This is a genomic window from Pedobacter panaciterrae, assembly GCF_013204795.1.
In the GTDB taxonomy this organism is placed as follows: Bacteria; Bacteroidota; Bacteroidia; order Sphingobacteriales; family Sphingobacteriaceae; genus Pedobacter; species Pedobacter panaciterrae.
In genome coordinates this window covers 327,751-353,664 of record NZ_JABMKW010000017.1, presented here as the reverse complement: position 1 = coordinate 353,664, position 25,914 = coordinate 327,751, and the positions used below count along the sequence as shown (strand labels likewise).

General features: G+C 41.9%; 29 protein-coding genes. 8 read left to right on the top strand and 21 right to left on the bottom strand.

Annotated features, from left to right (window positions below; translation table 11 throughout):
- Positions 1–15: 15 nt before the first annotated feature.
- Complete coding sequence (locus HQN86_RS12760; RefSeq protein ID WP_172661338.1) at positions 16–2,391, bottom strand: TonB-dependent receptor; 2,376 nt, start codon at positions 2,389–2,391, stop codon at positions 16–18.
- 346 nt (positions 2,392–2,737) lie between these two features.
- On the opposite strand from HQN86_RS12760, the gene HQN86_RS12755 reads away from it, so the two are divergent.
- Together HQN86_RS12755 and HQN86_RS12750 are read left to right on the top strand one after the other, a co-directional pair.
- Entirely contained in the window at positions 2,738–3,784 is a 1,047-nt protein-coding gene (locus tag HQN86_RS12755; protein WP_172661337.1) for a sensor histidine kinase, read from the top strand.
- Between the two features lies 1 nt (position 3,785).
- Positions 3,786–4,508, top strand: coding sequence for a LytR/AlgR family response regulator transcription factor (locus HQN86_RS12750; RefSeq protein ID WP_172661336.1), 723 nt, complete (start codon positions 3,786–3,788; stop codon positions 4,506–4,508).
- A gap of 280 nt (positions 4,509–4,788) precedes the next feature.
- On the opposite strand, the gene HQN86_RS12745 is transcribed toward HQN86_RS12750, so the two are convergent.
- Positions 4,789–4,965 carry a histone H1 gene (locus HQN86_RS12745; protein ID WP_172661335.1) on the bottom strand — a complete coding sequence of 59 codons (177 nt, stop codon included), beginning with the start codon at positions 4,963–4,965 and terminating at the stop codon, positions 4,789–4,791.
- A gap of 451 nt (positions 4,966–5,416) precedes the next feature.
- Between HQN86_RS12745 and HQN86_RS12740 the strand changes: the two genes are divergently transcribed.
- Positions 5,417–5,593, top strand: a complete 177-nt coding sequence (locus HQN86_RS12740; protein WP_172661334.1) for a hypothetical protein — start codon at positions 5,417–5,419, stop codon at positions 5,591–5,593.
- Between the two features lie 59 nt (positions 5,594–5,652).
- Here the strand turns inward: HQN86_RS12740 and HQN86_RS12735 are convergent, their stop codons facing one another.
- The 9 genes from HQN86_RS12735 to HQN86_RS12695 form a co-directional block, all read right to left on the bottom strand.
- The gene (locus HQN86_RS12735) at positions 5,653–6,465 is read right to left on the bottom strand and encodes a DUF4099 domain-containing protein (RefSeq protein ID WP_172661333.1); all 813 of its coding nucleotides are present in this window, start codon (positions 6,463–6,465) and stop codon (positions 5,653–5,655) included.
- A 22-nt stretch (positions 6,466–6,487) separates the two neighbouring features.
- Entirely contained in the window at positions 6,488–7,690 is a 1,203-nt protein-coding gene (locus HQN86_RS12730; RefSeq protein WP_172661332.1) for an ArdC family protein, read from the bottom strand.
- A gap of 3 nt (positions 7,691–7,693) precedes the next feature.
- Positions 7,694–9,667, bottom strand: a complete 1,974-nt coding sequence (locus tag HQN86_RS12725; RefSeq protein ID WP_172661331.1) for a type IV secretion system DNA-binding domain-containing protein — start codon at positions 9,665–9,667, stop codon at positions 7,694–7,696.
- Positions 9,668–9,810: 143 nt separating this feature from the next.
- On the bottom strand, positions 9,811–11,184 hold the full coding sequence (locus HQN86_RS12720) for a hypothetical protein (protein ID WP_172661330.1): 1,374 nt from the start codon (positions 11,182–11,184) through the stop codon (positions 9,811–9,813).
- Positions 11,185–11,272: 88 nt separating this feature from the next.
- A complete protein-coding gene (locus HQN86_RS12715) occupies positions 11,273–12,097 on the bottom strand; it encodes a DUF4138 domain-containing protein (RefSeq protein ID WP_216854394.1) in 825 nt (274 codons plus the stop codon).
- Positions 12,098–12,163: 66 nt separating this feature from the next.
- Complete coding sequence (locus tag HQN86_RS12710; RefSeq protein WP_172661329.1) at positions 12,164–13,363, bottom strand: conjugative transposon protein TraM; 1,200 nt, start codon at positions 13,361–13,363, stop codon at positions 12,164–12,166.
- Complete coding sequence (locus tag HQN86_RS12705) at positions 13,350–13,781, bottom strand: hypothetical protein (RefSeq protein ID WP_172661328.1); 432 nt, start codon at positions 13,779–13,781, stop codon at positions 13,350–13,352. Before HQN86_RS12705 ends, HQN86_RS12710 begins: the two co-directional genes overlap by 14 nt.
- On the bottom strand, positions 13,759–14,373 hold the full coding sequence (gene traK / locus HQN86_RS12700) for a conjugative transposon protein TraK (protein WP_172661327.1): 615 nt from the start codon (positions 14,371–14,373) through the stop codon (positions 13,759–13,761). Before traK ends, HQN86_RS12705 begins: the two co-directional genes overlap by 23 nt.
- 36 nt (positions 14,374–14,409) lie before the next feature.
- Positions 14,410–15,564 carry a plasmid transfer protein gene (locus tag HQN86_RS12695; protein ID WP_172661326.1) on the bottom strand — a complete coding sequence of 385 codons (1,155 nt, stop codon included), beginning with the start codon at positions 15,562–15,564 and terminating at the stop codon, positions 14,410–14,412.
- A 166-nt stretch (positions 15,565–15,730) separates the two neighbouring features.
- On the opposite strand from HQN86_RS12695, the gene HQN86_RS12690 reads away from it, so the two are divergent.
- Positions 15,731–16,450 carry a hypothetical protein gene (locus HQN86_RS12690; protein WP_172661325.1) on the top strand — a complete coding sequence of 240 codons (720 nt, stop codon included), beginning with the start codon at positions 15,731–15,733 and terminating at the stop codon, positions 16,448–16,450.
- Positions 16,451–16,454: 4 nt separating this feature from the next.
- On the opposite strand, the gene HQN86_RS12685 is transcribed toward HQN86_RS12690, so the two are convergent.
- On the bottom strand, positions 16,455–17,243 hold the full coding sequence (locus HQN86_RS12685) for a hypothetical protein (RefSeq protein ID WP_246269589.1): 789 nt from the start codon (positions 17,241–17,243) through the stop codon (positions 16,455–16,457).
- An 80-nt stretch (positions 17,244–17,323) separates the two neighbouring features.
- Between HQN86_RS12685 and parS the strand changes: the two genes are divergently transcribed.
- Both parS and HQN86_RS12675 read left to right on the top strand, forming a co-directional pair.
- On the top strand, positions 17,324–17,788 hold the full coding sequence (parS, locus tag HQN86_RS12680) for a type II RES/Xre toxin-antitoxin system antitoxin (RefSeq protein ID WP_172661324.1): 465 nt from the start codon (positions 17,324–17,326) through the stop codon (positions 17,786–17,788).
- A gap of 2 nt (positions 17,789–17,790) precedes the next feature.
- Positions 17,791–18,246 carry an RES family NAD+ phosphorylase gene (locus HQN86_RS12675; RefSeq protein ID WP_172661323.1) on the top strand — a complete coding sequence of 152 codons (456 nt, stop codon included), beginning with the start codon at positions 17,791–17,793 and terminating at the stop codon, positions 18,244–18,246.
- A gap of 1 nt (position 18,247) precedes the next feature.
- On the opposite strand, the gene HQN86_RS12670 is transcribed toward HQN86_RS12675, so the two are convergent.
- From HQN86_RS12670 to HQN86_RS12660, 3 genes are all read right to left on the bottom strand, one after another.
- Positions 18,248–18,925, bottom strand: coding sequence for a hypothetical protein (locus tag HQN86_RS12670; protein WP_246269587.1), 678 nt, complete (start codon positions 18,923–18,925; stop codon positions 18,248–18,250).
- A gap of 242 nt (positions 18,926–19,167) precedes the next feature.
- Positions 19,168–19,860, bottom strand: a complete 693-nt coding sequence (locus tag HQN86_RS12665) for a hypothetical protein (RefSeq protein WP_246269585.1) — start codon at positions 19,858–19,860, stop codon at positions 19,168–19,170.
- A gap of 75 nt (positions 19,861–19,935) precedes the next feature.
- Positions 19,936–20,610 (bottom strand): hypothetical protein, encoded by a 675-nt coding sequence (locus tag HQN86_RS12660; protein WP_317171707.1) that lies wholly within the window; start codon positions 20,608–20,610, stop codon positions 19,936–19,938.
- 57 nt (positions 20,611–20,667) lie between these two features.
- On the opposite strand from HQN86_RS12660, the gene HQN86_RS12655 reads away from it, so the two are divergent.
- Positions 20,668–21,108: an energy transducer TonB gene (locus HQN86_RS12655; RefSeq protein ID WP_172661322.1), complete on the top strand. Its 441-nt coding sequence runs from the start codon at positions 20,668–20,670 to the stop codon at positions 21,106–21,108.
- Here the strand turns inward: HQN86_RS12655 and HQN86_RS12650 are convergent.
- From HQN86_RS12650 to HQN86_RS12635, 4 genes are all read right to left on the bottom strand, one after another.
- Positions 21,105–23,588, bottom strand: a complete 2,484-nt coding sequence (locus tag HQN86_RS12650) for a TraG family conjugative transposon ATPase (protein ID WP_172661321.1) — start codon at positions 23,586–23,588, stop codon at positions 21,105–21,107. The two genes, HQN86_RS12655 and HQN86_RS12650, sit on opposite strands and share 4 nt — an antisense overlap.
- Entirely contained in the window at positions 23,542–23,871 is a 330-nt protein-coding gene (locus HQN86_RS12645) for a plasmid transfer protein (protein WP_216854393.1), read from the bottom strand. The genes HQN86_RS12650 and HQN86_RS12645 overlap by 47 nt, the downstream gene beginning before the upstream one ends.
- On the bottom strand, positions 23,872–24,177 hold the full coding sequence (locus HQN86_RS12640; RefSeq protein ID WP_172661320.1) for a DUF4134 domain-containing protein: 306 nt from the start codon (positions 24,175–24,177) through the stop codon (positions 23,872–23,874).
- Positions 24,178–24,242: 65 nt separating this feature from the next.
- The gene (locus tag HQN86_RS12635) at positions 24,243–24,545 is read right to left on the bottom strand and encodes a DUF4134 family protein (protein WP_172661319.1); all 303 of its coding nucleotides are present in this window, start codon (positions 24,543–24,545) and stop codon (positions 24,243–24,245) included.
- Between the two features lie 51 nt (positions 24,546–24,596).
- On the opposite strand from HQN86_RS12635, the gene HQN86_RS12630 reads away from it, so the two are divergent.
- Positions 24,597–25,286: an energy transducer TonB gene (locus tag HQN86_RS12630; protein WP_172661318.1), complete on the top strand. Its 690-nt coding sequence runs from the start codon at positions 24,597–24,599 to the stop codon at positions 25,284–25,286.
- On the opposite strand, the gene HQN86_RS12625 is transcribed toward HQN86_RS12630, so the two are convergent.
- Positions 25,276–25,575, bottom strand: coding sequence for a hypothetical protein (locus HQN86_RS12625; RefSeq protein ID WP_172661317.1), 300 nt, complete (start codon positions 25,573–25,575; stop codon positions 25,276–25,278). The genes HQN86_RS12630 and HQN86_RS12625 overlap by 11 nt on opposite strands.
- Positions 25,572–25,913 (bottom strand): hypothetical protein, encoded by a 342-nt coding sequence (locus HQN86_RS12620; RefSeq protein WP_172661316.1) that lies wholly within the window; start codon positions 25,911–25,913, stop codon positions 25,572–25,574. The genes HQN86_RS12625 and HQN86_RS12620 overlap by 4 nt, the downstream gene beginning before the upstream one ends.
- Position 25,914 lies beyond the last annotated feature (1 nt).

Genomic DNA, 25,914 nt, shown 5'->3' with positions numbered 1-25,914 from the left:
ATAAGTGAGTTGCTTTTAAAATTTTACGTTGTAGGTTACACTGGGGACAATGCCAAAAATGGATACTCTTCTTGTTTCACTTGTTCCCGTATCTTCATTCTGCCTAAAAGCGTACGATGCTGCATTGTTTCTGTTGTAAAGATTGTAGATGCTGAAATTCCATTCACCCTGCCATCCTTTTTTCTTGTTGGGTTTAGGCGTATAAGTTGCAGATACATCTATACGGTGGTATGCGGCTAAAGAATTTTCATTTCTTACTCCGTAACTCGCAACATTAACGCCCTGGTACAGGTATTTTCCATTAGGAAATGTCGCTGCTTTTCCGCTCTGGAAAGTTAAAATAGCCCCAAATGACCATTTCGGACTTACAGCATAAGCGCCCGTAACAGATAAATTATGCAATTTGTCATAATTTGCCCTGTACCATTCTCCGTTGTTTATGCCCGGTTCATCTGCATTTCTGCCTGGTGTCCTTTGTTGTGCTTTAGAAAGCGTATAAGATACCCAGCCCGTCAGCTTTCCTGTATTTTTTTTCAACATCATTTCCAAACCATAAGCCCTTCCTTCTCCGTTTAAAAGCACACTTTCTACAGCATCGATTCCCAATAAATCTGCGCCGTCAATGTAATCTGCCTTGTTTTTCACTTTTTTATAGAATGTTTCAGTTTCCAAAGAATATTTACCGCCTTTAAAATTGTGAAAGTACCCCAGTGCTACCTGATCTAAAATTTCCGGTTTAAGGTATTGGTCAGAAGGCGCCCATATATCAAGCGGGCTTGCAGAAGCAGTATTGGAAATCAGATGAACATATTGGCTCATTCTATTGTAACTGGCCTTAATGGACTGGTCATTGTTTAACGAATAAGCTACGGCAAGTCTTGGTTCCAGGTTGCCAAAACTGGCTATCTTTTTGTTTTTCAGATAGTTTATTGTTCCTGTTGGCTCAGCCTCTTCATAAATATGAAGCACCTTATTGTAAACAACTGGCTGATTATTGGCATAGGTGTACACTTGCTGCGCACCTAATCTTTGAAAATTACTGTAGCGAAGTCCATAATTCAGTGATAATTTTTCGGAAAGGTTTTGTTCGGCACTGATATAGATGGCATTTTCAAAGGCATATTTTTTGGCCAACTGGTCCGGATTGACAGCTGAACTCGCATTAAACGGCCTGATCGTTCCGGGATTAAAATTGTAGTAAATTGAATTTACACCATAATTTAAAGTCAGGTGATTTGAAACATAATGTTTAAAATCATATTTAAGATTGTAATTTTTAACCTCTGCTTTCCAGTCAAGACCGGCGGATTTTACTTTAATACGGTAGTCATAATCACTGTAAATGGCAGATGCATTGGAGAAAACCTTGTCTGAGAAGATATGGTTCCACCTGAGGTTAAAAAGTTTATTACCATAGGTGTTTATAAAACTGTTGTTAAAATTCAGGTTGTCGTTGCCAAAGTATCCCGATACAAAAACATTGTTTTTATCGTTGAATTTGTAATTGAACTTGGTGTTCAAGTCATAGAAATAGGCTGAATTTGGTTCATTCGCCATTTTCAAAAAAAGATGCGCGTAAGAACCTCTACCTGCAACCACGAAAGAACTTTTATCTTTAACGATAGGACCTTCAACAAGCAACCGGCTTGAGACTAATCCGATCCCCCCGTTAACATGATACTCCTTGTTGTTTCCTTCTTTTTGATAAATATCCAGTACTGATGAGATACGTCCACCAAAATTGGCGGGAATCCCTCCTTTGTAAAGTTTTAAATCCTTGATTACATCAGCGTTAAAAACAGAAAAGAATCCGAATAAATGAGAGGTATTGTAAACAACGGCTTCATCAAGCAGTACGAGATTTCCATCAACAGAACCTCCCCTGACATTAAATCCCGACGCGCCTTCCTGTGCGTTAGTAACCCCGGGAAGTTGTAAGATCGATTTTAAGACATCCACTTCACCCATAACAGCCGGCATCTTTTTTATCGTGGCAATTGACAGTTTATTGGTACTCATTTCGGGTTTCCGGATGTTTTCTTTTGCGGTATTGGTTTTAATCACAACTTCACCCAATGTTTTACTGTTTTCTGTCATCCCGAAGTTCTTTTTGGTGTTTTCGATCAGCGTGATGGTTTCTTCTATATTATCAAAACCCACATAGCTTATGATAATGGTGTAAGTCCCTTTTGGCACTGTTGTGGTATAATATCCGTACGAATTCGTGGTAATGCCTATCTTCACTTCTGGAATGTAAATGTTTACGCCAATGAGTGTTTCGGTATTGGACTTATTGGATACTGTACCGCTAAGGGTAACTTTTTCCTGCGAATAGGTATGAAATACAAAGGCAAAAAAGAATAAGAGAAAGAATTGGATTCTGATTTTCATTATTGAAGTTTTGAATTAAGTGTTGCAATTTTCGGCTAAAGTATATTTTTGTGGAATCCGCATATTTTATATATACCAAATGACTTACTTTATATACTAAAGCAACTGTTACATCTAGCAGTAAAATAAATTGCGGACTAAGATTTCAGCGAAAGAAGCGGGATTTTCAAGACAAAAGAATCCTCATTGAAATATACTTTTTGGGCTAGGAGCGTATTATTTAAACTCCCAGAAAAGGTTTACTATGTTTAAATCTTATTTTGGTATATAATTCATGTGCTTTGGTATAGTAAAAATTTATACTTCTTGCATATTGCTACATTTGCTCGAAATCAAAAATAGGCTTATGAATAAAATTTTACCCGGCAAAACTATCGATGCCAATTGCATGCTTGAGTTGATCATTTCAGGGAAATACCGATTTCACCGTCATTTGTTACTAATTGCATTTTGTATTGTTGTTTTGTACTACAGTCCGCCGGACTATGTAGAACCTTTCGAAACCTATAATCGATCGGTCATTTTTTTTCAGATAATTTTATTGGCCTACAGCAATATGTATTTTTTTGTACCTAGATTTTTGTTTAAAAAAAAATACCTGAGTTATGGTCTTTTTGTGCTTTCAGGCATGATTCTTTCGTTTTACATTCATGAAGGTTTTTCTAGTTATTTTAAACCTGATTTACTGCCTTACCAGGATGACAGTATTAATTTTTTTACCTTTTCCTTTATGATCATGGTGCTTATTATTGCATCGGCCGCAGTTAAATTATTCCAGCAGTGGATATCTGATGCTCAACTGATTCATGATCTGGACCTGGCAAAAACTAATGCCGAACTGGAACAGCTCAAGAATCAGATCAATCCGCATTTCCTTTTTAACATGCTCAATAATGCCAATGTTTTAATTGAAGATGATCCTAAAAAAGCTTCTCAGGTTTTGATGAAGCTAAGTGACCTACTTCGTTATCAGCTTTATGACAGCTCGAGAGATAAAGTTTTATTAACTTCAGAAATCCATTTTTTAGAAGATTTTTTAAACCTTGAAAAAGTTAGACGGGATAATTTTAGTTTTTTAATATCCAAAGAAGGGGAATTGAGCGGTGTTCAGGTTCCTCCCTTATTATTTGTTTCATTTGTCGAAAATGCTGTAAAACACAATAATGACTCAGCGAAATTATCCTACGTAAATTTGTTTTTCGATGTTCGTCATACTGAGCTTTTTTTCAAATGCGTAAACTCAAAACCAGCTGTAAAAGCCGTTAATAAATCCGGAGGATTAGGTCTGGCCAATATTAAAAGAAGATTAGAACTCCTGTTCCCTTCTTCACACGTTTTGAAAATAGAAGACAATTCGGAAACGTACTGCGCTACCTTAACTTTAAAATTATAAAATGAACTGCATAATAGTAGATGATGAGCCACTAGCAAGAAAAGCAATCCAGAAACTGGTTAATGAGACGGAAAATTTAGAATCCATAGCTTCATTTAACGGAGCAGATGCGACAAGAGCGTTTCTGGCAAAAAATGCCGTTGATTTAATATTTCTTGACATTCAAATGCCAGGAGTGAATGGAATTGAATTTGCCAGAACTATTCCTAAAAAAACTTTAGTGGTATTTACTACTGCTTTTCATGAATTTGCTTCTGAGAGTTATGAAGTCGACGCTATCGACTATTTGATTAAACCTGTAAAATTAGAACGTTTTCAAAAAGCAGTTGAAAAAGCACAGACGTATTTCAAATTGTTCCACACTGATAATATAAACAGTAATATAGAAAACATAACCGATGATTATATTTTCGTAAGAGCAGACCGCAGAATGTTTAAAGTACATTTTACTGATATACTTTATATTGAGGGGTTAAAGGATTATGTGGTTATTTACATAGTAAATCAAAAAGTGATTACACTGATGAATATTAAAACTATTCATGATTTGCTTCCGAAAAGTTTTTTTGTCAGAGTCAGTAAATCTTACATCATCAATGTAAATAGAATAGACTCTGTGGATAACAATACCGTATATATTGGAAAAAATGAAATACCAATTGGGAATATGTACAGGGATTTCTTTTTTACCGAATTTGTAACCAAAAAGATTTTAAATAAGTAGTAAACAGGGTACTGTCTCAACTGTCAGGTAAAATAGAAATATCTAGGTTTTTTAAAGGCAAACTGCCAGTTTACCGCATGACCCAGACGTAGTTATCACCCATTTGAATCTTTCTCCGCATCTGCATAACTTCAATATGAGGAATGAAAGTAGGGCTCTTTATATAACGAGAGCACATATCGAGGCGGAAGCTGAGGAGCGCTTCCTGGTATTGTAGGTAAAAAAATAACAATGCCCGGCTTCTAGGCTACCGGGCTTTATTATTTTTTTGAATAAAGAATTACTTAGCGTTTTTTTTCTCAGTAACTTCAGCACGGATTTCCTGTGCCAATACTTTTAAATCCTGCATTGCTTTACGGACTCTTGTCCCTGCTGCACTGTTACCAGCATTATAAAATTTCTCTACATCAGTTTCAACTGAAGCTACCAATTCTTTAAGTTTTGAAAATTTTTCCATTTTTTTTGAAAGTTAACTAATATAAATCTGCCTCTAAATGTATTTAGCAGGCGATAAACATAGAAAAAATCTTTTTTAGTTTCTGCAATAACTGAGTATAAACTCAGCTTTTCTGTTAAAAACAACGCTTTTAGGTGAGTTTTTAAAGGGTTTGAAGTGTTTTTCCTTGATCTAAAAGAATGATGTCCGCCATCAAGCGGATAGATTGATTTCAGTTCAGTGATAAGCTGAAGGCGAACCGCCTGGTGAACGGAAAAGATACCCGGCATTGCGGGTATTTGGAAGAGAAATCAGGTCCGTTATCCTGCAAGGAAGATGATTGCGTGGGGGAAAGCGTTGATGAATAATTAACAAGTTCGTATATTTGATTGTACAATCAACGGGGTTTAATGTGAACCGAAGAAGCCATATTCCACAGGCCTGATCACATCTTTACTTAAATTTTATTGTGATGAGGACATTTGCGTATCTGGTGTTTACCTGTTTTATTTCGGCAGGGGCATTTATGGGAGCTTTGAATTCGGCTAACATCTGGTCGGGTTATTTGCTTGGCTTTGGCGTATGGGTTTGGTTTATCTGGAATTTGGATAACAGAAGGAGAAAAGCTGAAGCGAAGCGTTACAAATAGTCTAGCGGCTAGTGGAGAATTCCTGCTTTAATGCAGGAATTCTTAAGGGGTGTGCGGCATCATCTGGATCTGAAAGGCCTGTTGTTGTGGATGCCGAGGTCAATTTCTTTTGCTTCATTAGCGGGTTCCTGTTTCATCCTGGAGCGGAAGTATTCAGCCGCTTTTTTTAAATCCTCCACACTTTCCTGAAATCCCTTACTTAGTTCATGAGCTTCTGAAGTGTGTTCCTTGCCGGTTAGCGATTTAATTCCTTTGTATATGACATAGGATAAGCCGCCATCAAGCAGGAGTGAGACTGCCAGTGCAATACGATTTGCCCGAAATGGTGCAGTATCAATGCCGGAATAGCGAAATGTGGTGCCATCAGAAAGCTGTACCTCCTTGCCTTTGCGGAATGCTTCACGCTGGCTTTCAGTAAGGATTTCGCTGTTAACCAACAGTGGTTCTTCGATTCTCTCTGTGTCTGTTTTGATGTATTCACGGGTTTCAGAATCGTACTCAAACAGGTATTCGCGTTTGATTTCGTCTTTGTCCTTCAGTTTTTTATAGATGGCGACGGTTTCGCCCTGTTCTAGTTGCTCTGCTTCAATATCAGTTAAGTCGACAGGAAATACAGGCTGATGATAGATGGGGTGGGCCTTCAGTTCAATCTCGCCTTTGCTATTCCTTTCGACTGAAATTTTGGCCTCCAACTCGCCAATTTTTAAGTTTTTATCTTCAAGATTCTGGAGCCTGATCAAGGAAGTGCGTCGCCCAAAAAGGAGTGCGAGTTTGTTTTCATCGCTCATCAATAATTGTCCGTTCTGTGCCAGGCCTATGGTTTCTAACGCCTTAATTGGCAGTTCTTCTTCTTTAAAAATCTTTCTGTTCATGGTGTATTTAGTAAGGAAAGGTTTATCGCTTCCTTTTCATTGCGGTTTCTGATGATTCGTTATTGAGTATCAATTCCCGGGTATTATCCATTTTGACTTCAGGATTTAGCATGGGATAGTTTTTAGCAACAAGGAGAGATTTGTAAAGTCCGTCACTATGAGAAAGCTTAAGCTGTTCACCAGAGTCTATATCCTCAATTTTTACCTGCTTGCCCTTCAGCACTTCGGTAACCTTGTAGGTGGTGTCGTTATGAACGATCTCGTCACCTTTCATTAAGAACTTAGATTCCGGCTTTCGTTCTACCTCCTGCTTTAGGTTTAGTTTGAGCTCGATATCCAATATGAAATCATAGATCTTTTGCGCATCTGCGGCTGCTTTTTGGAGTTCGAATGGATCATCCTGTAGTACTTTGATCCAGTCTTCAACATAGACGGCATGTTGTTCAAAATAATGGCCGGTACCTATTTCAGAGCCAACCATGAGCGATGCGATTTCGGCACGAAGCTCCTCTCTGGCATAATCAGGCGTGCCAAAACCATTCATCATATCGCGATCGAGCCGGGATTTGTGGCCAGTCCAGTGGCCTAGCTCGTGCAGGGCTGTTGCGTAGTATTCTGTTGCGCTTGGAAATTGATGCCGATGAGGCAGGGTGATTTGATCTGTTACATAATTGTAAAAGGCATAATTGCCCCCATGTTTGAAACTGGGATTGGTTGCATTTAAAATGGCTTCGGCCCGCTCGATTGGAGACCATTTTTGTGCGGCTAGTTTTTCAGCATTTACCAGAGCCAGCTCAGGGATACCGCTAATTTGCTCTGCGTTGAATACCCAGGCATTGGTGATGATCGGTTTTTCCAGTTGAGTTTCCGTGTACCGGACTTTGCCATTCTCATCCCGAATGGCTTTACCGTTTTCATCTAGTACCGCTTTTTTATCCGTGTGCTGGACAAAATTAATGAGGGTAGCCTTCGCACCCTTCTGAACCTGCCATTTGTTGATATTTGCCTGACGGAGAGTTAACCAGCGAGGGTCGGAAAATGGCTGCATCCCCAGCCAGAGTGCATTGAGACCACGATAGTTTTTACCAGTGGTAGGGTTTAAAGGGATAGAAAAGCCAGGGTTGTTGTCGTCAATCCATGCCTTTTGGAAGGGGGAAGTGCCAGCCTTGAGCTCGGCAATTAGCTTTTCGGCGATTTGTTCGTGCAGGGGCTTAAAGTTAGTCATAGGTTATTGCTTGTTTAATTGCATAAATTCCTGGACGAGCTGATCGATGTCGTCGTTGATTTTTAGAAAATTTTTCATGAGTATTTCTTCTTTTTTGTCCCCGAAATCGTAGAAGATTGGGAGTTCTTTGTAGTTCTGCTCTTCTTTTTTCAGCTCTTCAGTATCGAGGTTGATCCGGCAGTGGATGGCAGAGGTTTCGAACTTCCCATCGTAATGTTCCTGCGGTTCGGCAGCGATGAGGCCAACCATTTCCCCTGTATTTAGGGAAGCAATTTTTCCGGCAGGGATCAGGGCTTCCATTTTTTCATTGAGGGAGGTGCTGGTTTTGTTTCGGTCGATGCTCAGGTTTTCACTGATCTGTTTAGACTTCCCAAAGAGCCGTTCAAGCCAGTCCAGGGTATCTTTATTTCGCACGGAACCGGAGAGGATGTTGCCTACAACAGAAGTGATGACCGCTGCGGTGTCTTTTCCGTACTGTTGCTGGAGCATGGGCAATTCCTGTAGACCGAGTACCACGGCGAACTTCATGCTTCGTGCGGTTGAAATGACGTTTTCTATTTTATGGCAATAGAGTGTCGGCGCTTCATCTACAATCAACCCGCAGGGCAGATTGCCCCGACTGTTCATGAGCCTGGTCATCCGGTTGACAATTCCCGTAAAGCAAGCAGAAGTAATATTCTGTGTATTAGGGTTACTTGCCAGTACTAGCACACCCGGCTCATTTGGGTCTGAGATCTTCAGGTTAAAATCATCACCAGAAAAGACCCAGAATGTCTCTTTGGTAGCAAGGCGGCTCATAAAGATCTTCAGGGTTCCAATCTGACCCTCCAGCTGATCAAAAGCTTTTAGCTGATAGGCGCTGCGGAAAGGGGAGAGTAATGATACCAGTTCAGGCTCAGTAAAAAGCACCTTAAAAATCTCATCGTAGCTCCGGTTCAAAAAAGCCATCACATGCGGAAAGGTGGAAAATTTACCATCCTGATATTTACTGAAGAAAAAGATACAGGAAGCCAGGAAGTTAATCGCAGACTGGGTAAAGAATTGATCACTTCCTCCAGACTTATCACCTTTCTTCATCGCCTCGACAAGCGCCTCAGCAGTTTCAGAGGCATCTGCTAGCGTCCCCAGCCATTCCCTACGGAACAAATTAATCCGCCTGCTATTCTCAGGCTCTGTAGGATTGATGACATGAAAAGTATAGTTCCTGCATTTATCCTGTTGTTTAGCTAAAAGAAAATGATAGTATAGAATCTTACCCAAATCCGGGTATTTGAAGTCAAATACGCAGAGGCATAATTCCTTAGCCATTAGCTGCCGGATAATCGGGTTAATCAAAGAAAAACTTTTGCCCGAGCCCGGTGTACCAATTACCATGCAGGACCTGAAAATGTTATTCAGATTGATCCAGCCGTCACGAACTTTACCCTTGTGATAAAACTGCATCGGAATGTTTACTGAGCTCGAAGTTTCAACTTTTTCAGTAGGTTGCATGAAACTTTCCTGATCCACATTCCATTTGTCTTTTCCCAGACCTGAGCGGATCATTTTGGAAATGTTATCCATTGAAATGCTCAAAGTCAACGCACCAAACAATGAACATATGATGTAAAATAAGTTGTACCAGCTGGTGTAACTAAAAGCGATACCCGAAGGCCTACAGTACAACCAAAGACTCCCAAAAAACATCAGTAGCCCGGCAGTTAACGGAAGCATGATGTGCATTTTAGGATCAAGGTCAATCTTCTTTTTAGAAAGCGTACCGATACTGACCAGACAGATCAAAACAAGTGTTGCGAACTTGCTGTAAAGTAGTTTGTGGTAAATTGGTATCAGACTAAGCTTATCCACCACAAAAGAAAAAAGCCCCAAAAAAGGGGCTCTTGAATAAACGAAGATCATGATTTCGGCAATGACCATCAGATAGATAGTGCATTGAAGGAAACCATGAAGTTTTTGGATTTCACGGGATTCTTCCACGGTATAAATTATTTTAAGGAGTGAATCGCATCGGCAATATTTTACAGAATCATCTTAGTAGGGAATCTTGACCATATGATTTAAAATCTACATACTTTAACATCATATAGTTGTAGACCGTCACTATCTAGGTGTCTCAGCTGCTAATCTTCGGGTATTGGCGGGAAATTAACAACTTTACCAAGCTGTTCCTTGATAGCCATTCGACAGGCCTTTTTATATTCATCATTGACGTGATCGGTGAAGTATTGTGCAATTTGAAACAAGTCGGCCGTCTTAACTAGGGCAATCCCCTCCCTTTGGGCACCATTTTTACATTTGTCAGTAAAGTCTAAAGTCCTACTTTTTGGATCAATAAGCCGTTGTGGATTTCCAAACAAAATCCCATATGCCTTCTCAGAAACTTCATCTCTGGCAAAATCAGCATTTAGTGCATCCTGCAATTGCCTGAATTTACTTATATCAATGTCTTTGTTGTCTTTGCCTTCACACTCGCCAACAAATCGATCTCCTTCAGGTGACAATATGATCTGATCCATCTCCAACATGCCATCATCAAAATTCTCGGCTTCGTAACCCAATGCATTCAGGGTCTTTGTGACGATATATTCCAAAGGTTTTCCCGTTTCATATAAAAGATTTTTACACTCTTCCTGATCAGCTAGCAACTCTCGATATTTGCTAATTTTAGACTCCAACGCAGAAATTTGACCTTCTGCGGTCTTTATCTTTTTCAGGGTTTCAACCGCGTTTGGAAGCATATAATCTTTCTGTTGCGTCCAGTTCGGGGTAGGGGTTATATTGTCTTCTGCGCGTAATGCCTTGGAGAGACCGGACAAGCTCTCCTTGAACCGGCTGCCCCAGCGAAATGCCTTAGCATTGAATTTTCCTGCTTCTGTCTTGAAAGAACTAGGTAAGGTAATTGAAGGAACAAACACAATATGACCTTTTCCATATATCTTATGAAGGCCAAGTACTTTGTCTTTGGCTTTAGTGGTAAACAGAGTGGAACTAGGCACCTCAGTTTTAACGTGCGCTTCGAATTGATAAACCTCATTTACGGCATCATTAAAGTCTTTCACTAGACTTGAACAGGGATAAATGGTACTGCCATGGCCATTTAAGATTTCTGCATTTAACGAGGACGGCAAGAATTCATAATTATGATGTTTGCCGACCATGGTTGTTTCTTGCCTTTCGGTTACCTTCTTTTTACCTGTATACAAATAAAAAGTTTTTTTCTCTTCTAGAAGAATAAAAAGGACTTTTCCACGATCCAAAAAGTTCGTCAATTCCGCATTCCAATGATCAAAATGTTCTAAAAGTTGATTGGAAGAGGTTGTTGAGTATAAGGGGTGGCCTTGATATCCATCTTTATCTAGCTTGTAAGAGTCGTAAGGAAAAGTGCAGGAAAAAACAACGATATCCGCATCAGAAAGAGATCCTTTTGTATTGATAGCCAAAAAGTCTTTTTCTTTTGAAGGGATATTAAATCCAACACCTATTATTGTCTCCATGAATACGTAATTTAGATAAAGATTGATTTCTAAAAGTATAGAATATTAGCGCGGTTGCAAAATCGCATCGGCTTAATTTGGAATGCCACTATAACGTATCAGCCTCAAGCAGATTTTTATACTTCAATTTGATGCCAATCACCCTTCCACTGATCTGTTTTTCATTGAGCTCGATTTTCAACACTTTATGTCCCGGAAAGCTGAACTTTCGGAAGACATATACGTTTCTAAATTGTTTCCTGAACGCCGGTTGTTTAAAAAGAATGAACTGAGGCTTAATCTCTACTGACTGAACAGTAGTTGCTTTATTGATCTTTTGGTCCTCAATCTTGAAGCGAACCTCCTCAGTATCATATTTCAGATTGGTGCCATTCTGATAACCGATGTCAATAAAAACATAGTCCCCAAATGTTGCCAGGTTGTTTATGTTACCTGAAATCCCGAATGCCTTGCTTTTTGCAATATTGTGCTGTGTTTTTTTGAATAGCAGCGAAGTAGCCAGCTTCTCTAGCTGAACATCAGATAGTTTAGTGCCGGACTCCAAAGGTTTCATGTGTTCCGGCAAGATTTCAATTTGTGTCGGATATTCTTTACCTCCAACAACAGGGACATAGCGTATCCGGTATTGAGCCATAAAACTTTCCCCCGCAATGGTAACGATTGCATCCGGCAATAAATTCAAATTTGAACCCTTCCCAGCAACCGAATCCGGTATCCGCTTTATCCGCAAAACATTTTTGATAGGCAGATCTCCGGAAATTGATTTAATAGAAATATCAACATACTGAATCGGTTCTGGTGAAATGAAATGTAGAGAAACGTTTTCCGGTAGGTCAATGTTCGGTAAAGTCTGTGAAGACACAGAAGAACTAAAAAGCAGCAATGCTACCCAGACCATAAAATTGATTTGCATAATGAATCGATGATTAAATGAATAATAGACGAATTGAATAATTGAAATAATGAGCAGTAACAAAGCCTAATACTCCTGCTGCGTCTTTTGCAGCTCTTCAGGATCGATCAGGTAGATGTAGGAATTGTATTTCACCTTGGCCTTATTCCTCCGAATTAATGATGCAATAGCGGAAGAAGTGGACTGGAACATTTTATCCAGGCTGGACATTAAAAACTGATTGGCATCGGTACTGTTGCCCTGAAGATTAACACCTTGCATGGAATTACCACCCAGGTCTTTGCTGAATTCACGAAAAGCCGATTCCGGAACATATAGCCCCGGCAGGCCATCGGTATCATAAAGTTCCAGTTTTACTGGTAGGATTTTACCATCCTGAAGGATGGATTTGACACCCAGAGTAACCCGCTGATCTCCAAATCCGGTAATCAACGCATACAGGTAAGTACCTTTACGAACCAAAAACTTACCCGCCCGGATGTCTTCCAATAAGCGCAACCTGATTCGCGAGCCAGCATAGCCGGTAATGTTTTCATCAATAATCGCTGTAATAAAATTGTCGGTCTTTCCCGGCTTTACGGTGTTGAAAACCTCGGAATAGGAAGCTTCTTTCTGAACACTGAGTTTCGGTGTATTCTTGCGGGCTAGTTCTGCTTTATCCACCAAAGCCTGCCGTTTCACCTCGGCCTGATATTCTGGATCACTGGTCTTACTGACGCTGTCCATGTACTTCATCTGCGCCTTAAAAAGATCCATTGGATCTTTCTCTTTAACCGCTGGTGGCTGGTAAACTGGAGCGGGCTGGGTATAACTCCCATACGGATTTGAGGGCTGATAGCCGCCAGCAACCGCAGGCGGACTGCCTTTTTGTAAAGCTGCCAGTGCTTGAGCAAGTTGCTGATCCTGCTGGCTCATTACTGGATTCATCCCAATAGATGAACCCGCAATGGGCCCACCCGCCATGAAACGCTGCTTCATCATCAGGTCAATGGAATCCAATCCCTGGACATCTTCGATGGGATTGACCGCCGTGTTCCCGTCCGCTTCCTTGTACTGCTGATTAAAGGCATCGAGTTTATCCTCCAATTCCTTTTTCTGGACTTCAGGTGAAACATTTCCGATATGGTCCTGAATGCCTTCTTTAGCGCTTAACTCAGGAGCAGGATATCCAATAGTTAACTGATACACATAAAAGAAAAGCAACAGGAAAGGGAGGACGATAATGGGAATAATGTATTTGGGCTGATTGAGTTTAATTCGGCTCATTTGAATTTGTAGTTATGGTTAACTGATGGAATCTGTTTAGTGCTTTTTCCAATAAGACACTGTCTGCTGAAGAGAGGCTATCCTTTGCGATCAACGCCGAGATTTCGCGCTTGATCTCCAAGCTTTCGCGAAGTGCATCAGCGGTTGCCAGGATCTGGCTGAATCCTTTTCCAACAGTTGAAACAGCAGGCTTTATCTGTGGTACGGATGTTGGTTTTTCAGACCTAAATACAGTGACGGCCAATGATGCCGATACTATTATCGAAACCACCATGAAAGCAAATACTGGTTTTGGATAAGCCTTCAATAACCCACGTATTTTAGCTTTTAACCAATCGATGTAAGCCCTGAATTCCCTGGCTAGCGCTGAATAAAGCGTATCACTCGGATCACGCTTAGAGTGTATTTTTCTGAACATTTTGAAGGTCTTTGTTTTCTAAAGTTTTCCAGCCTGTAATCAACAGGCCATGGGGATTGTTATCGCTACGGGGAATGTCTTTGAGGTAGCCCTCAGTAACTAAGGAACGGATGAGTGTGGCGCTGCGCCTGTCTATCTTAAGCTTTCCGTAATACCTGAAGTACTTTCGGGGGATATCCAAAACAATCGAATCTGTTTCCAGTGTCAACACTGAACTTGATGAGAGGATTGAGTTGAAATAGCCCCGCTCTTTTAAATTATTGAGCTGGTTTATACCTGATTCATCGATCAAATACATGGCCTTTTTCATCTTGTACTGGATGTACTTGTCATCTGGAGTCAGCGAAAAGAAAAAGGAATGAAACAGGTCTATGTGTGCCTTATACTCCGCAGGTCGGTTCAGCTGCACATCCGTTTGCCGTGCAAGGATCGGCACATTGTTATCGAGAATATAAATACTCTTGCGGGCACTGGCGACCTGTTGCCAGGTAGAAAACAGCGCCATCCCGGCAATCAATACCGCCCCGATGATACTGCCGACAGACACATAGGTAGCCAGGCGGATCTTGCTTTCAATGCTTTTTATTAGCATATAATGAGTGATTAAATAAAATAAATAGACAATGAATTAGAAAAGTTTGCCCGCTTTTTTGGCCATAGAAACGACCGTTGAAGAACCTCTTCCGAAGCTGGATGTCGCTGAACTGATGCCCGAAGTGGAAATGATCCAGGTAGAGATACTCGGAACAGTAAACATGCAACAGGCGCCAATAAAAAACACAACGATCACCGTTCCGAAGGAAAGGATCCCATTTCCAGCAAATACCGTTAGCTTCGCCAGACTCGTACCACCGGTGCCATCTGGGCCCAGTAGTTCTTTGTACTTACTGATCTCAGAAGTCATCGCATATTTCTGCATCAAAGCCATGATGTACATCACCAGGTAAGCAATACCTGAATAAAGATTTACAGAAATGAAGCGCGCGATCCAGGTACTGAAACTATCCCGAAAGGCAGGCAGGATACTTGCCGCAACCGCAAAAGGGCCAAGAATAATTAAGATGCTGGAATAGATAATCTGAATGATAAAAATCACATAGACTGCTAAACGCAGGATCCAAAGAGCTAAAAGCTCCAGCAGCTGGGTCATCAGCAGTTGCATGGAAATGGACAGCCGGTTCTTCAATTCAATGAGCGGGGTAACCACAGTTGAGATCCCTTCCTTAACCGAACTGGTTACCGAATCCCAGGCCTGTCCATACCAGGTATCGGACTCCTTTTCTGCCACCTGTGACTCCGCCTGGAAAGTATACAAGGCATTGGCAACTTTAATCTGGTAATCAGCCCGGGCAAAGCGTAGGTTATTGACATTGGTCTGTTCCGACTGGAACATCTGTTCGGTTTCCATGGCCACCAGATCCGTAGGAAAAGCAACCATGCGGACAAAAGCACCCCACCAGATGATAACCATGGTCAAACCAAATGGCCGCAAAAGAGGCATCACTTCCATGTTCTTATCTCCGGACATCATCTCATAAGATTTGATGGCAAAGAATATGATCATAAAAATGGCAGCAAGTGCTTTGGCATCGGTAATAAACAAATCAAAATGCGTCCAGATGGAATCCTTCAACCCCTTCAGAAAGACCATCATGCCTTCTTCATAAACACCATTGCCCTGAAGAAATTCAAGGGACTTTTTGTAATCTGGGGTTACGGTTTGCGCATGGCTCAAACCAACCCCGGTCAGCAGTATCACCGCTGTCAATAGAATCTTAAACATGGTTAATTATTAATAAATGAAAATTGGCAATGGAAATATTTAACGAGACGTGCTTCAGGAAAGAAGATGGATTACGTCAATGGGATGGTTCTCCCGAAATAAATAATAATGTTAAAAAAAGTTAAACAGCTGTTTTAAAGTCAATTTGATCGGTATCTTGCTAAAGATGAACCTAACTTTCGCACTCAGAATTATAGTTGTATTAATGTTTGTCGCCATCAGTTCTAGCATGGCGCAAACCGCCAAACCCCTACGCGGGGCGATCCTGCAAGACGGTACAAAAGCCCGGATTGAACAGGTAGAAGTTCGCAACCAGCGCAGCGGCCAGATGGTCTACTCCGACAAACTTGGACTGTTTGAACTGGCCTGTAATATAGGAGACACCCTGGAAATACAAAGAATTGGCTATCAGTCCATGAAAACCAGAGTTCAGAGCTTTACTAATATGGTCATACGGCTTAAACTCACCAATCAACTAAAAGAAGTTGCAATCACTAGTAAACTCGCTTCGCAAAACTTCAGGGAAATCAGTAATGCTTATAGTAAGGAAAAGGGTGTATTCTATGGCGGAAAGCCACCGATTGGCCTCTTGTCCCCTTTTGGTGGCAGCCCCATCACCTTTTTTTATGAGCTTCTGGGAAAGGATGGACGCCGGGTAAGGCGACTCAATCAACTGGCTAAACAAGCTGCAAAAGCAGAGGAAATTGACCGGTATTTTAATGACCTTATTATTCAGCAGACGGTACCCATAGACAGTGCGCAGCTGGAAGCATTCAAACTCAAATATACCCCCAAACTGGATAAGCTTAAGAAATGGTCGGAATATGATCGGGCAAACTATATCAAAAGTTCATTTGAAGAATTTAAGAAAAGTAATCAGCCTTAACCCATCAGTATTTCCGGGATTTGAGTACTTCTTTTGCAATCTCTACATCAGATTCTGAAGTCCAGGAATCAATATTAACCTGACCAGATTTCACGCTTCGTTGGCGGTTAATCAAGTTCATGTTCTTTTCCGCGTTTACAGTACGGGTAGCCCAGGTGGCAGATAGCCTGCGGTATTCCATCAATAACCTGTGATAGGCAAGAATCCTTGAACTGCGGTCCATGTTAGCTGATCTTGCACCCTCAATCCGTTCCTTAAGTACATCCAGTTCATTTTTGAACCAGCTGAAAGTTCCCTCGGAAATGACTTTAGCACGAACGGGCACTGGCAAAGCCCCCAGAATACCATAATCAGAATATTCCATCACCGGCCGGAGCTCCTTACTGTAATACAACATCCACAACGGATCAGCAGCAGATAAATAACCACTATGATTGCTGATCTCCAAAAGCGCCGTATTGCGTAACGTATCCGCTTCTAGCTTGTAAGCGCCGCTGGTATTATTCATCACACCAATCAAACCTAATCGCTGAGTTTGCGGTCCCCAAGCGCTAAGCGGCCTGCGGTCAGTATCAGGGTAATTCGGATGCAGCCCCCAGGTGAGCCAGTAATAAGGATTGATCCCAAGCCAGCCGGAACCAGGCTCGAATTTACCACGATCCCATTGTTTAAAAACCATGCGCTCCTGCTGATAGCGCATGGCCTTGTCTTCAATTGCAAGCTGGGCATAAACTGATTGAGAAATGGCAGCTACGATCAGTAGTGCGATTGTCTTTTTTTGTTTTGAATTCATAAATAAATAATTAGACTGGAATAGCTTTGATAAAATTGATGAAGTAAAATAATTTATTTACCTTAGTAAAAAATCTTACTATGTCAAGTAGAGTAGTGTCGGTAAAGCCGACTGGCGGAAATAAAAAGGTAGCACAACAATCTCACAAGAAAGGAGACTGGATGGTTAGGTCATGGACGAACTTTGAAAAGATCGCCTCGGTAAGAACCGGCATCAGCAAAGACAGCCTAGTATCCTTCAAACAAGCAATTGATATCGATTACGACCACCTTTCCTTTGTCCTGGGAACTACTAAAACCACCCTGCATAAAAAACAGGGCGAGGAAACCTTTGGCCCCTCAATCAGCGAGAAAGTCATAGCTTTAATGGATGTCTACCGTTTCGGTTATCAGGTTTTTGGTGATCATGAAAAATTCAATAAATGGGTTCAGACTACTAACCGGGCATTGGGTAACCGCATCCCTTTAGATGTTATGGATACCATCTTTGGTATTGATGAAGTCAAAAGCATCATTGGTAGAATTCAGCACGGAGTTTATTCCTGATCATGTTGGTCTATCGTTTATCTAAGACGGAGTTCGCAGGCGATCTGGAAGGAACAGGAGCGAAACTTTACGGCGGCAGGTGGAACAATAAAGGAACGGCCTGCGTATATACGTCTGTCAGTCGTGCATTAGCCGTACTGGAATTTGCATCCAATGTCGAACTTGAATTCATTCCAGAAGATTTAAGTATCACCACTTATGAGCTACCAGAGGAACAGTGCCTCACGCTGTCAACAAAGGAACTTCCAAAGGACTGGGAAGAACTCCCCAGCCCCCAATCTACAAAGGACCTAGGTAATAAATATTTCAGCGATTCCAGCTTACTTTGTTTGCGTGTCCCTTCAGTGGTCGTTCCCGAAGAATACAATTACCTGATCAATCCGGAGTCCGATAAAATTGCTGCAGTTAAAGTGATCAAAATCTCCGCATTTGAATTTGACAGTCGCATTAAGAGATAACTCACTGTCTTAGATATTTGGCTGATCTGAGGATCTCTTCGACAAACTGCCTGTCCTGAATGATAAATTCATGAAAAGGATTGGCTGAACGCAGAATGCCGCGCTCTTTCGCCCAATACATGGCTTTCCAGCCGCCATAGGCAAGTGAACAAAGCAACTGCAATTCCTGTGTTACCTTACGCAGCAATTGATCACGATTGTTGTAATCTGTTAATACATTGCTGCCTTCTTTCAGTATAAAGCCGGACACGTCCAAAACCAGACGAGCAGACCTTGCTTTCATTTGATTACCAAAGTCCTCAGCAAACAAAAGCAGGTAGGGGTCAGCTCTTGCAATGACCAGCATCTGGTTGCTGTAATTGATCAGATCCGAGACAATAGAGCCCATCTGTAAAACGGCCCTGCCATTCCTCAGAGCAGCGTTAACATTTGACAACCCATCATAAATAATGGTCTGTGCAGTCACTACAGATGCGACATTCAAATTGATCGCTTGCAAATTCTGATCGATTTTTTCGAGGTACTGATTATGGGTTAGCTCAGCAGCATGCCTTGCGATTGCATTCTCATTGACGACCTGGAAATGCTTTTTATCGTAAACGACCCTTTGTGCATCAGCCTGGTTTATTAATCCGGCTGCCATTAAAAGGGACAACAAGGTATTCTGAGAGGTCATCATGATTAGGTGATTTTTTGGTAAATAAAATCGGGCGATTAAAAGCCCAACATTGTTCGGGATCGGTCATCTCTGTTCAGATTCGCACAGTACGAAAATCAAAAACAGCAATAGGTCGCCCAAGAAGCCCGATTATCCATGGCATGCCTCTTGTAAACAGCAGTGCAGATAGGCACAGATAAAAAATATAGTTTAGTTTTAGTTAGGAAGCTGGTTCCGTCGGATGATGTGCCAGCTTTTAAATTTTACCTGAGGTAACTGGCATTGCGTATAATGTCCTGGACAAGATCCTTATCCTGATCAATGTAGGTTTGAAAAGGATTCAATGAGCGAAGCCCATCGGAAACATTAGCGTAATACATAGAATTGACAAGGCTCGCTGACATAGACTGGATCGTATTCAATTCCATCAGAATATGATCAAAAAGTATTTTCCGGTCCGAAGCCTTCATTTGATTCACTGCCCCAAAACTCGCGCAGAGCCCAATCAGATAATTCACCAGCGACCTGGTCTTTCCCGCAAACTCAATCTCAGTCTGATACGCAAGACCGACCAGCACAGGGTTTTGCATGGCCATACGATAAATCTCCCCCTGGTTATGAACGATCTGGTTGACCATAGGAGTCGCCTGAATACCAATATTGGCAGCAGAAATCACTGTGCCAAGGGACTGATAACGCTCCTGTAATTCCCGGTATTTGTTCTTTAGACGCGCTAGCATTGTCTTATTGGCCTGTTCATTAGCCGTAGTCAAAGCCTGATTGTCACGCGTTTGGTTCTGCTTATCATACTCAGATTTAGAAGCAGCAACCAGCTGATGAATACCGGCAATGTTGAGTGCTTTTTTTTGAGCAAAGCCCATTACAGGAAAGCATAAATAGATAAAAATAAAACACGGTGCAGCACACCAGTATTTTAAACTGCGAAGTGTTCTCATAATAATTAGTGTAGGTAGAATGGACTTTAGTATCGGTAAACCATAGCTTTCGTGTAAGCAACTACACCTTAGGTATTATTGCCGCCTCAGGTATTTCGCCTGCCGGATCACATCATTTGCGATTTGTACATCTGTATTGATCCAGGTTTGCCAGGGGGTAAGCGACTTCCAGATACCCTGCATCTTCGCCCAGTACATCGCCCGGTGCATACCGTATGCAACGCCGCGCAGGATACGCAGCTCAGAAGCGACGTGGTTTAATAGTTTCGCCCTTTCTCCCGCATCCATAAGGTTTGTCGCACCTCCGCGCAGTGCAAAAGAGCTGACCTCAAGTGCAAGGTTTGTCGCCCGGTTCTTGAACTCGCGGGCACCTTCTTCCGCAAATAGCAATAAGACAGGGTTAGTACGGGCAATACTCACTGCCTCACCTACATCATTAACAATGTCTATTCCGATATCGGTGATCTCCTTTACCGTGGTCAGTGAATGTAAAATACCCGAGACTTCAGAAAGTCCCCCATAAATCCTGTCCTGCAAGTCATTTACAATGACCAGTTGCCCGGTCACCGCCAATTGTCCCCGCTGGATCAAAGACAGATTATTATTGGTACGGTTAAGCTGTCCGTCAATGGTTGCACTGTGTGTGTACATTGCTGCCGACACCACAGGATCTACATACAGCGTCTGACCCCTGGCGGAAACGCATATGTAAATCAGTGCTCCCAAAATCATCAGTTTTCTATCCATCATTCAAAAAATTAGTTTATACATAGATTTGAATTATTATCTTTAATCAAAACGCTTTCCATGAAAAGATTCATCCTGTTTTGTTTATCCCTGCTGATGCTAACGGCAATCAGCCAGAATAGCATTGCTCAAACCATTTCAGAAGATGCCTCAGCAGCTGATACTACCCTCTATGATGACCGAACGCCCAGCGAGGGACATGACCTGAGGCTGCCGCAATCCGCTCTGGACAACCTGGAATACAGCCGTTTTATAAATAAGGAGTTCACGGCCTCTGCTGTCCTGAAAAAAAACAGGAACTATACCAAGGTAGAAATCACCCGGATTGTTGAAAAAGACGGTAGCGTTTCGTCTTATACCGTAAACGGAACAGGACCTGAAAGCATGAAAACAGAACTTGTCCGGATCCTGAAACTCTTGCCAAAATATACACGGGGAACCAGGGACGGCAAACCGGTGAGGTATCGTATGTATCAGCCATTCGAATTTAAGTATAACTAGCTACTAGCAATGCCGGGTCTAAGCTGACGAGAATTCACGCTAGCGACAAATTTCCCAAGGGTCAGGCCGCTCAATTCAAAATCAGAAACAAAAGCATCCAGGCCAGCCGGGTAGGACCCGTATTGCCGGACATACCGTTCAACCGCATTTTTCTCGGGTTTTTCTGTGGTGTAACATAAATATTGAAAAATCGACACCTCCACGCCGTATACCTCACCGGTCATTCCCCTGCGGATATACACTTCTTTGAATTTACCCCGTCCGGTTTTATTGTCAAGCTGATTCACTGTGAAAATCTTCCGTCTTTCCGTATCATTAATTGAAAGCAGTTTAGCGATCTCATCATAGTTATCCTTGAAGTTACTCTGATCCAATAAACAGATTGTACCTGAGTTGCCGATGATACTGTCCTTCACTATTGGATTGCCTAAAATGTCCCCAAGTTCCTGGGTAACAACAATAGCCTCACCCCAGAATTTTCTAACCGTTTTGTACAAAAACAAAAGGTAATTTGCCATAATGGGACTCGCAATCGCCTTCCACGCTTCTTCACATATGAGCGCTTTCCGTCGGTCTGAACGGTGTCTCATCTTTTGCAAAAATACGTCCATAATGATCAACGTAACAATTGGAAACAGCTTCGAATCTTTTATGGTATCAATTTCAAAAACAATAAAAGGCTCATCAAATAAAGACTGATCAACCGGCTGGTTCAGCATCCGGTCATGTTCACCGCCACGATAGAACTTTTTTAAAATGTAGCGGAATTCTTCCAGATTAAAATGGATCTGCTCAGTGTCCTTAATCAATGGAATAGTCGCCAACGCATACTCATAAAACGAATTGAAGTTCTGCTCTGAAATCAAGGATCCGACCTGGTTACCGAATATGTCTCGCCCGTAAAAAGACAAAGTATAGTAAGAGGTAATCAATTGGGTGATTACATCAGACTCGACCTGAGAAATAGAACCATCAGCACCCTTCCACAGCAAAGTGATCAGCGTAACCAGGAAATCCTTCTTCTCCAGGTTGTATTCCTCAACGCCAATAGCAAAAGGATTCATTGTAATCGGCTCTTTTTCAGAATAGGTAATGTACTTGCCATTGTAATAACTACAAAGGCCCGAATAGCTATGTCCAGTATCAATGATCACCACATCCATTTGATAAAGCATGTATTGTTCCAATACGGAGTTCATAAAGAACGATTTTCCGGTGCCTGAGCTACCCAACACAAAGCGGGAGCGGTTGCTCATCCGATTTTGACTCATCGGCAAATCAGAAATGTCTATCCCAATCGGAACACCGTGGCGATCGGTAAAACGGATCAGGAAATCTGAAGGATCATCCACCGAAAGCGACTCTTTATAAAGGAAACATAGCGCCGCATCACTGGTCGTTAGGAACCAGTCATAGGGTTTCAGCTCTACGCCATTCCCAGGAATCGCAGTGCGAAAAAGTTCCAGTTGGTTATAAGCGTTCTTGCCAGGGGTAATTCCCAAACCAAATAACTCAGTCTCTACGAAATTGCAGGCCGCCTGTAATTTTTCTCCAGCTGCCACAACCATAATGTTAAAATGCGCATTGACCAAAAGCTGGTTGTCCTTTGCCACATCACCCAGTAGCGCATCAATATCATTTACGCAAATTGCATTCGCCGGATCAGGTATCCCAGAGTGTCGCTTCCGCTTCAAAGTCAGCTTACGAAGTGTCAATGGCTGTGGCGGAATTTCAATGAGCTGATTGTAAATAATACAATGATAGTCAGGTGTGCGAACTAAAAACGAAAGCAGATCTACCGGGAAACCACGCAAGGTATCGTTGTCATTCAGCACAGTACTGACACTAATCTGCGAAGGCAGATCGATGCTGTCAATGTCAATCAGGCTAATGCTCCGCAGAGAAAGCTCACCAAAATTCAGTTGCGTATCAGTGGGAGAGATGTTGTTCAAGGTCAAAGTCTGCCCCGTAAAATTCAGACCTAGCATTCTTTTGATCAGCGTATTGATTTCATGATCTTTCAAGATCTTAGGCTGAGTTTTAGCAGCTTCCAAAACCGAAATCACCTTAGCCACATTCTGATGGAATTCCTGCAACACCCGAACATCAAAGGTATAGAATGCACCCTTTTTAACCTGCCGGGTAATGGTCAGGTAAGTCTGAACTTCTGTTGTTAACCTGCCCGCAAAATGCTGGTTGTACTTATCCTGCAAATATTCTGCTGCGGGGCGATAAGGGTAAACAGACTTACAAATCACATCCTGTTTTTGCAACAAGTATCCACTACCCAGGATCTTCAGGATATTGGTAAAAAGGCTATGGAATTCAAAATAGGCTTCACCGGAACCAGAATATTGCAATACCGGATTGAGCATAGAAATGACAACAGAGAATTCTCCGTTCAGACCATACAGCAAATCCATATCCAGGTATTTATCGGTGCCGATATAAGGCAGCCTGAATTCGTTGTGTCCCCTCATAAATTTTAGAATTGATTTTAGTTTGAAAATGATAAGTACCTAAAGACCGGGACTTCAGGTGCAACCCCCGTTTCTGCTGCGATAGGGTATAAGATAAGCCACCACCAATGCAAGCAGCCAGTAGAATTACGCCCAAAAGCATACTGAAAAGCGCCATCACCATAGTGCCCAGCACTAAGCCGCAAAGCAGCGATCCGATTCCCCAGTAAATGAATTTCCCTGCGAAACCGCGGTATACAAGGGGCTTTTGCAGCCCCTTGTATACGTTGAATCTGCGCTCCATTTACAGGCCAAAAAAGGCTTTAACAATCAGCGAAGAAAGGACAAGGAACAGGCAGGAACCTCCCCAGCCCATGAGTTCCTTGTTGATGTCCTGATCACCTGAATTCCATTTGGAATAAACGCGGAGACCTCCGACAAGACCGACGATACCACCAATAACAAGAGTGGTATTGGTAACCGGCCCGACGTAAGTTTTAAGCGTTGTAGTGGCGGTGTTCAAACCGTTGACGCCACTCTGGGCAAATACTGTTGTGTGGGTAATGGCAATAAGGATTGCCAGCACCAGAAGATGTTTGGTACGTTTCAATTTGTTTCATGAATTGAATGAGTTCTGAGGCCGAACTGGCCTGATATGGAAGGAAAGAGGTTAACTTAGATACCGAAAAGCACCTGTAAAAACGGCCCGATCAGGATCATAAAAAATGCAGCGAAAAACCATGCGGCAACTTTTGCAGTGATTTTGTCCTTACCCATTTGCCAGTTGTAATAAACATTGACCGCACCGGCGATTCCGAACAAGGCAGCCAATACCAAAGAAGCATCACGGGCGGAAAAGAAAGATTGTCTCAGATCAGCTGTTGCCTGCTTCATTTCAGATATGCCGGGCTGGGCAGATGCTGGAATAATAGCTAAACACAGCGGTATGATCAGAAAAATTAAAATAGTTTTTAGCATGTTTTAAAACTCATTTTTTGTGGTTAACTTTCCTGTTCAAATCCATCTGTTATGCTTAATCTCAAAACGCTCGGCCTTCTCATCTTGTCATCGTTACTATTCTCTGTCTCCTGGGCTCAGGAAACAAAAACGATTTCCTTCAAACGTAAAAATGACTATTTCACCATCGCAGAAAAATATAGCGTATTGAAAAGCAATCCTGAAATAAAACAAGGGCCATATAGCGCAAGCTTATCTTCGTATTCAGAAAAAGGCCAGTTTGAAGCCGATAAAAAAGCAGGCATTTGGGAAAGCTACTATAATGGCAAGCTTGTCCAAAAGTACGATTTTGCCACCCAAAGCTTTCTTCAGGATGATGTTTTTAAGATGATCAGCTCGGTTGAGGAGCTTGATGAACAAGGAAATAGTGTGAAGGATCTTGGCTCACGCGGAGTTTATTTTGGTGGAGATTCGAAGATGATAGCTATCCTTGTACGTAGTATCCGTTATCCAGCGTCGGCTCAGGAAAACAATATTCAGGGTTGGGTCGTTCTTGAGGCCAAGATTGATAAACAAGGTAAACTAACCCAGGAAAAAGCCATCAGTACAAACGGCTATGGTTTAGAAGAGGAAGGCCTGCGCGTATTTAAAATGCTTCCTCCAGACTGGGTGCCAGTCATCGTTGACGGCAAGCCTGTAGACGCGAAATTTCAATTGAAGATTGCTTTTCGACTTTCCCATCTTCCGGACCTTAAAAACTAACAGATTTGGTAAATTCAATGGCATCCTTTCGGGCCAGATTAAACAGTTCTTTTATGGACACTCCGCCCATACCAATAGAAGCTGCACCTCCTGCGGAGGAATTATTATCCTCCAAACCGAAATCTTCCAAACTCACTTTTTCAGGTAAAACAGTTTCCGAAAAAGTAAGAACAGGCAATGAAGCCCCAGTTTCTGATCCCGAAGAAGCCCTGCTGTCCAGAAGAAACACAATAAAATAATAGGCTCCGTATCCGAGCCCCAAATAAGTCAGGAAAGAAATCCAGTTCATAGTTCAAGAGATTGAATAAAGTTTTTGATATAAGTTTTAAGTTCAGGCTGCGTAGCAAACAAGTGTCGCACAGCAAAAGCCACCAGTTTGATATTATCCACCCCGGTTGCCATTTTAAAATGTCCCAGCAGTTTGGCCGTAGCCGCATCCAGTTTTGCATGTACCATGGCTTTATTGCCTGAAGAATCATAATCCAGGATCTCCTGCAAGATCTTTGGAGGTGGTTTTGACTTAGGCTGAACAGCGGCAAGCTTCAGATTCTTAGCAGGTGGTTTCCCGCCAGAATTCCCGACGATGCTGCTGCGGAGCTGATCAGCCAGAGATTTAATTTCGCTCATT

Coding starts and splice junctions, on each gene's coding strand:
- HQN86_RS12760 (WP_172661338.1), bottom strand. CDS start 2,391: ATGAAAATCAGAATCCAATTCTTTCTCTTATTCTTTTTTGCCTTTGTA.
- HQN86_RS12755 (WP_172661337.1), top strand. CDS start 2,738: ATGAATAAAATTTTACCCGGCAAAACTATCGATGCCAATTGCATGCTT.
- HQN86_RS12750 (WP_172661336.1), top strand. CDS start 3,786: ATGAACTGCATAATAGTAGATGATGAGCCACTAGCAAGAAAAGCAATC.
- HQN86_RS12745 (WP_172661335.1), bottom strand. CDS start 4,965: ATGGAAAAATTTTCAAAACTTAAAGAATTGGTAGCTTCAGTTGAAACT.
- HQN86_RS12740 (WP_172661334.1), top strand. CDS start 5,417: ATGAGGACATTTGCGTATCTGGTGTTTACCTGTTTTATTTCGGCAGGG.
- HQN86_RS12735 (WP_172661333.1), bottom strand. CDS start 6,465: ATGAACAGAAAGATTTTTAAAGAAGAAGAACTGCCAATTAAGGCGTTA.
- HQN86_RS12730 (WP_172661332.1), bottom strand. CDS start 7,690: ATGACTAACTTTAAGCCCCTGCACGAACAAATCGCCGAAAAGCTAATT.
- HQN86_RS12720 (WP_172661330.1), bottom strand. CDS start 11,184: ATGGAGACAATAATAGGTGTTGGATTTAATATCCCTTCAAAAGAAAAA.
- HQN86_RS12715 (WP_216854394.1), bottom strand. CDS start 12,097: ATGCAAATCAATTTTATGGTCTGGGTAGCATTGCTGCTTTTTAGTTCT.
- HQN86_RS12710 (WP_172661329.1), bottom strand. CDS start 13,363: ATGAGCCGAATTAAACTCAATCAGCCCAAATACATTATTCCCATTATC.
- HQN86_RS12705 (WP_172661328.1), bottom strand. CDS start 13,781: ATGTTCAGAAAAATACACTCTAAGCGTGATCCGAGTGATACGCTTTAT.
- traK (WP_172661327.1), bottom strand. CDS start 14,373: ATGCTAATAAAAAGCATTGAAAGCAAGATCCGCCTGGCTACCTATGTG.
- HQN86_RS12695 (WP_172661326.1), bottom strand. CDS start 15,564: ATGTTTAAGATTCTATTGACAGCGGTGATACTGCTGACCGGGGTTGGT.
- HQN86_RS12690 (WP_172661325.1), top strand. CDS start 15,731: ATGAACCTAACTTTCGCACTCAGAATTATAGTTGTATTAATGTTTGTC.
- HQN86_RS12685 (WP_246269589.1), bottom strand. CDS start 17,243: ATGAATTCAAAACAAAAAAAGACAATCGCACTACTGATCGTAGCTGCC.
- parS (WP_172661324.1), top strand. CDS start 17,324: ATGTCAAGTAGAGTAGTGTCGGTAAAGCCGACTGGCGGAAATAAAAAG.
- HQN86_RS12675 (WP_172661323.1), top strand. CDS start 17,791: ATGTTGGTCTATCGTTTATCTAAGACGGAGTTCGCAGGCGATCTGGAA.
- HQN86_RS12670 (WP_246269587.1), bottom strand. CDS start 18,925: ATGATGACCTCTCAGAATACCTTGTTGTCCCTTTTAATGGCAGCCGGA.
- HQN86_RS12665 (WP_246269585.1), bottom strand. CDS start 19,860: ATGAGAACACTTCGCAGTTTAAAATACTGGTGTGCTGCACCGTGTTTT.
- HQN86_RS12660 (WP_317171707.1), bottom strand. CDS start 20,610: ATGATGGATAGAAAACTGATGATTTTGGGAGCACTGATTTACATATGC.
- HQN86_RS12655 (WP_172661322.1), top strand. CDS start 20,668: ATGAAAAGATTCATCCTGTTTTGTTTATCCCTGCTGATGCTAACGGCA.
- HQN86_RS12650 (WP_172661321.1), bottom strand. CDS start 23,588: ATGAGGGGACACAACGAATTCAGGCTGCCTTATATCGGCACCGATAAA.
- HQN86_RS12645 (WP_216854393.1), bottom strand. CDS start 23,871: ATGGAGCGCAGATTCAACGTATACAAGGGGCTGCAAAAGCCCCTTGTA.
- HQN86_RS12635 (WP_172661319.1), bottom strand. CDS start 24,545: ATGCTAAAAACTATTTTAATTTTTCTGATCATACCGCTGTGTTTAGCT.
- HQN86_RS12630 (WP_172661318.1), top strand. CDS start 24,597: ATGCTTAATCTCAAAACGCTCGGCCTTCTCATCTTGTCATCGTTACTA.
- HQN86_RS12625 (WP_172661317.1), bottom strand. CDS start 25,575: ATGAACTGGATTTCTTTCCTGACTTATTTGGGGCTCGGATACGGAGCC.
- HQN86_RS12620 (WP_172661316.1), bottom strand. CDS start 25,913: ATGAGCGAAATTAAATCTCTGGCTGATCAGCTCCGCAGCAGCATCGTC.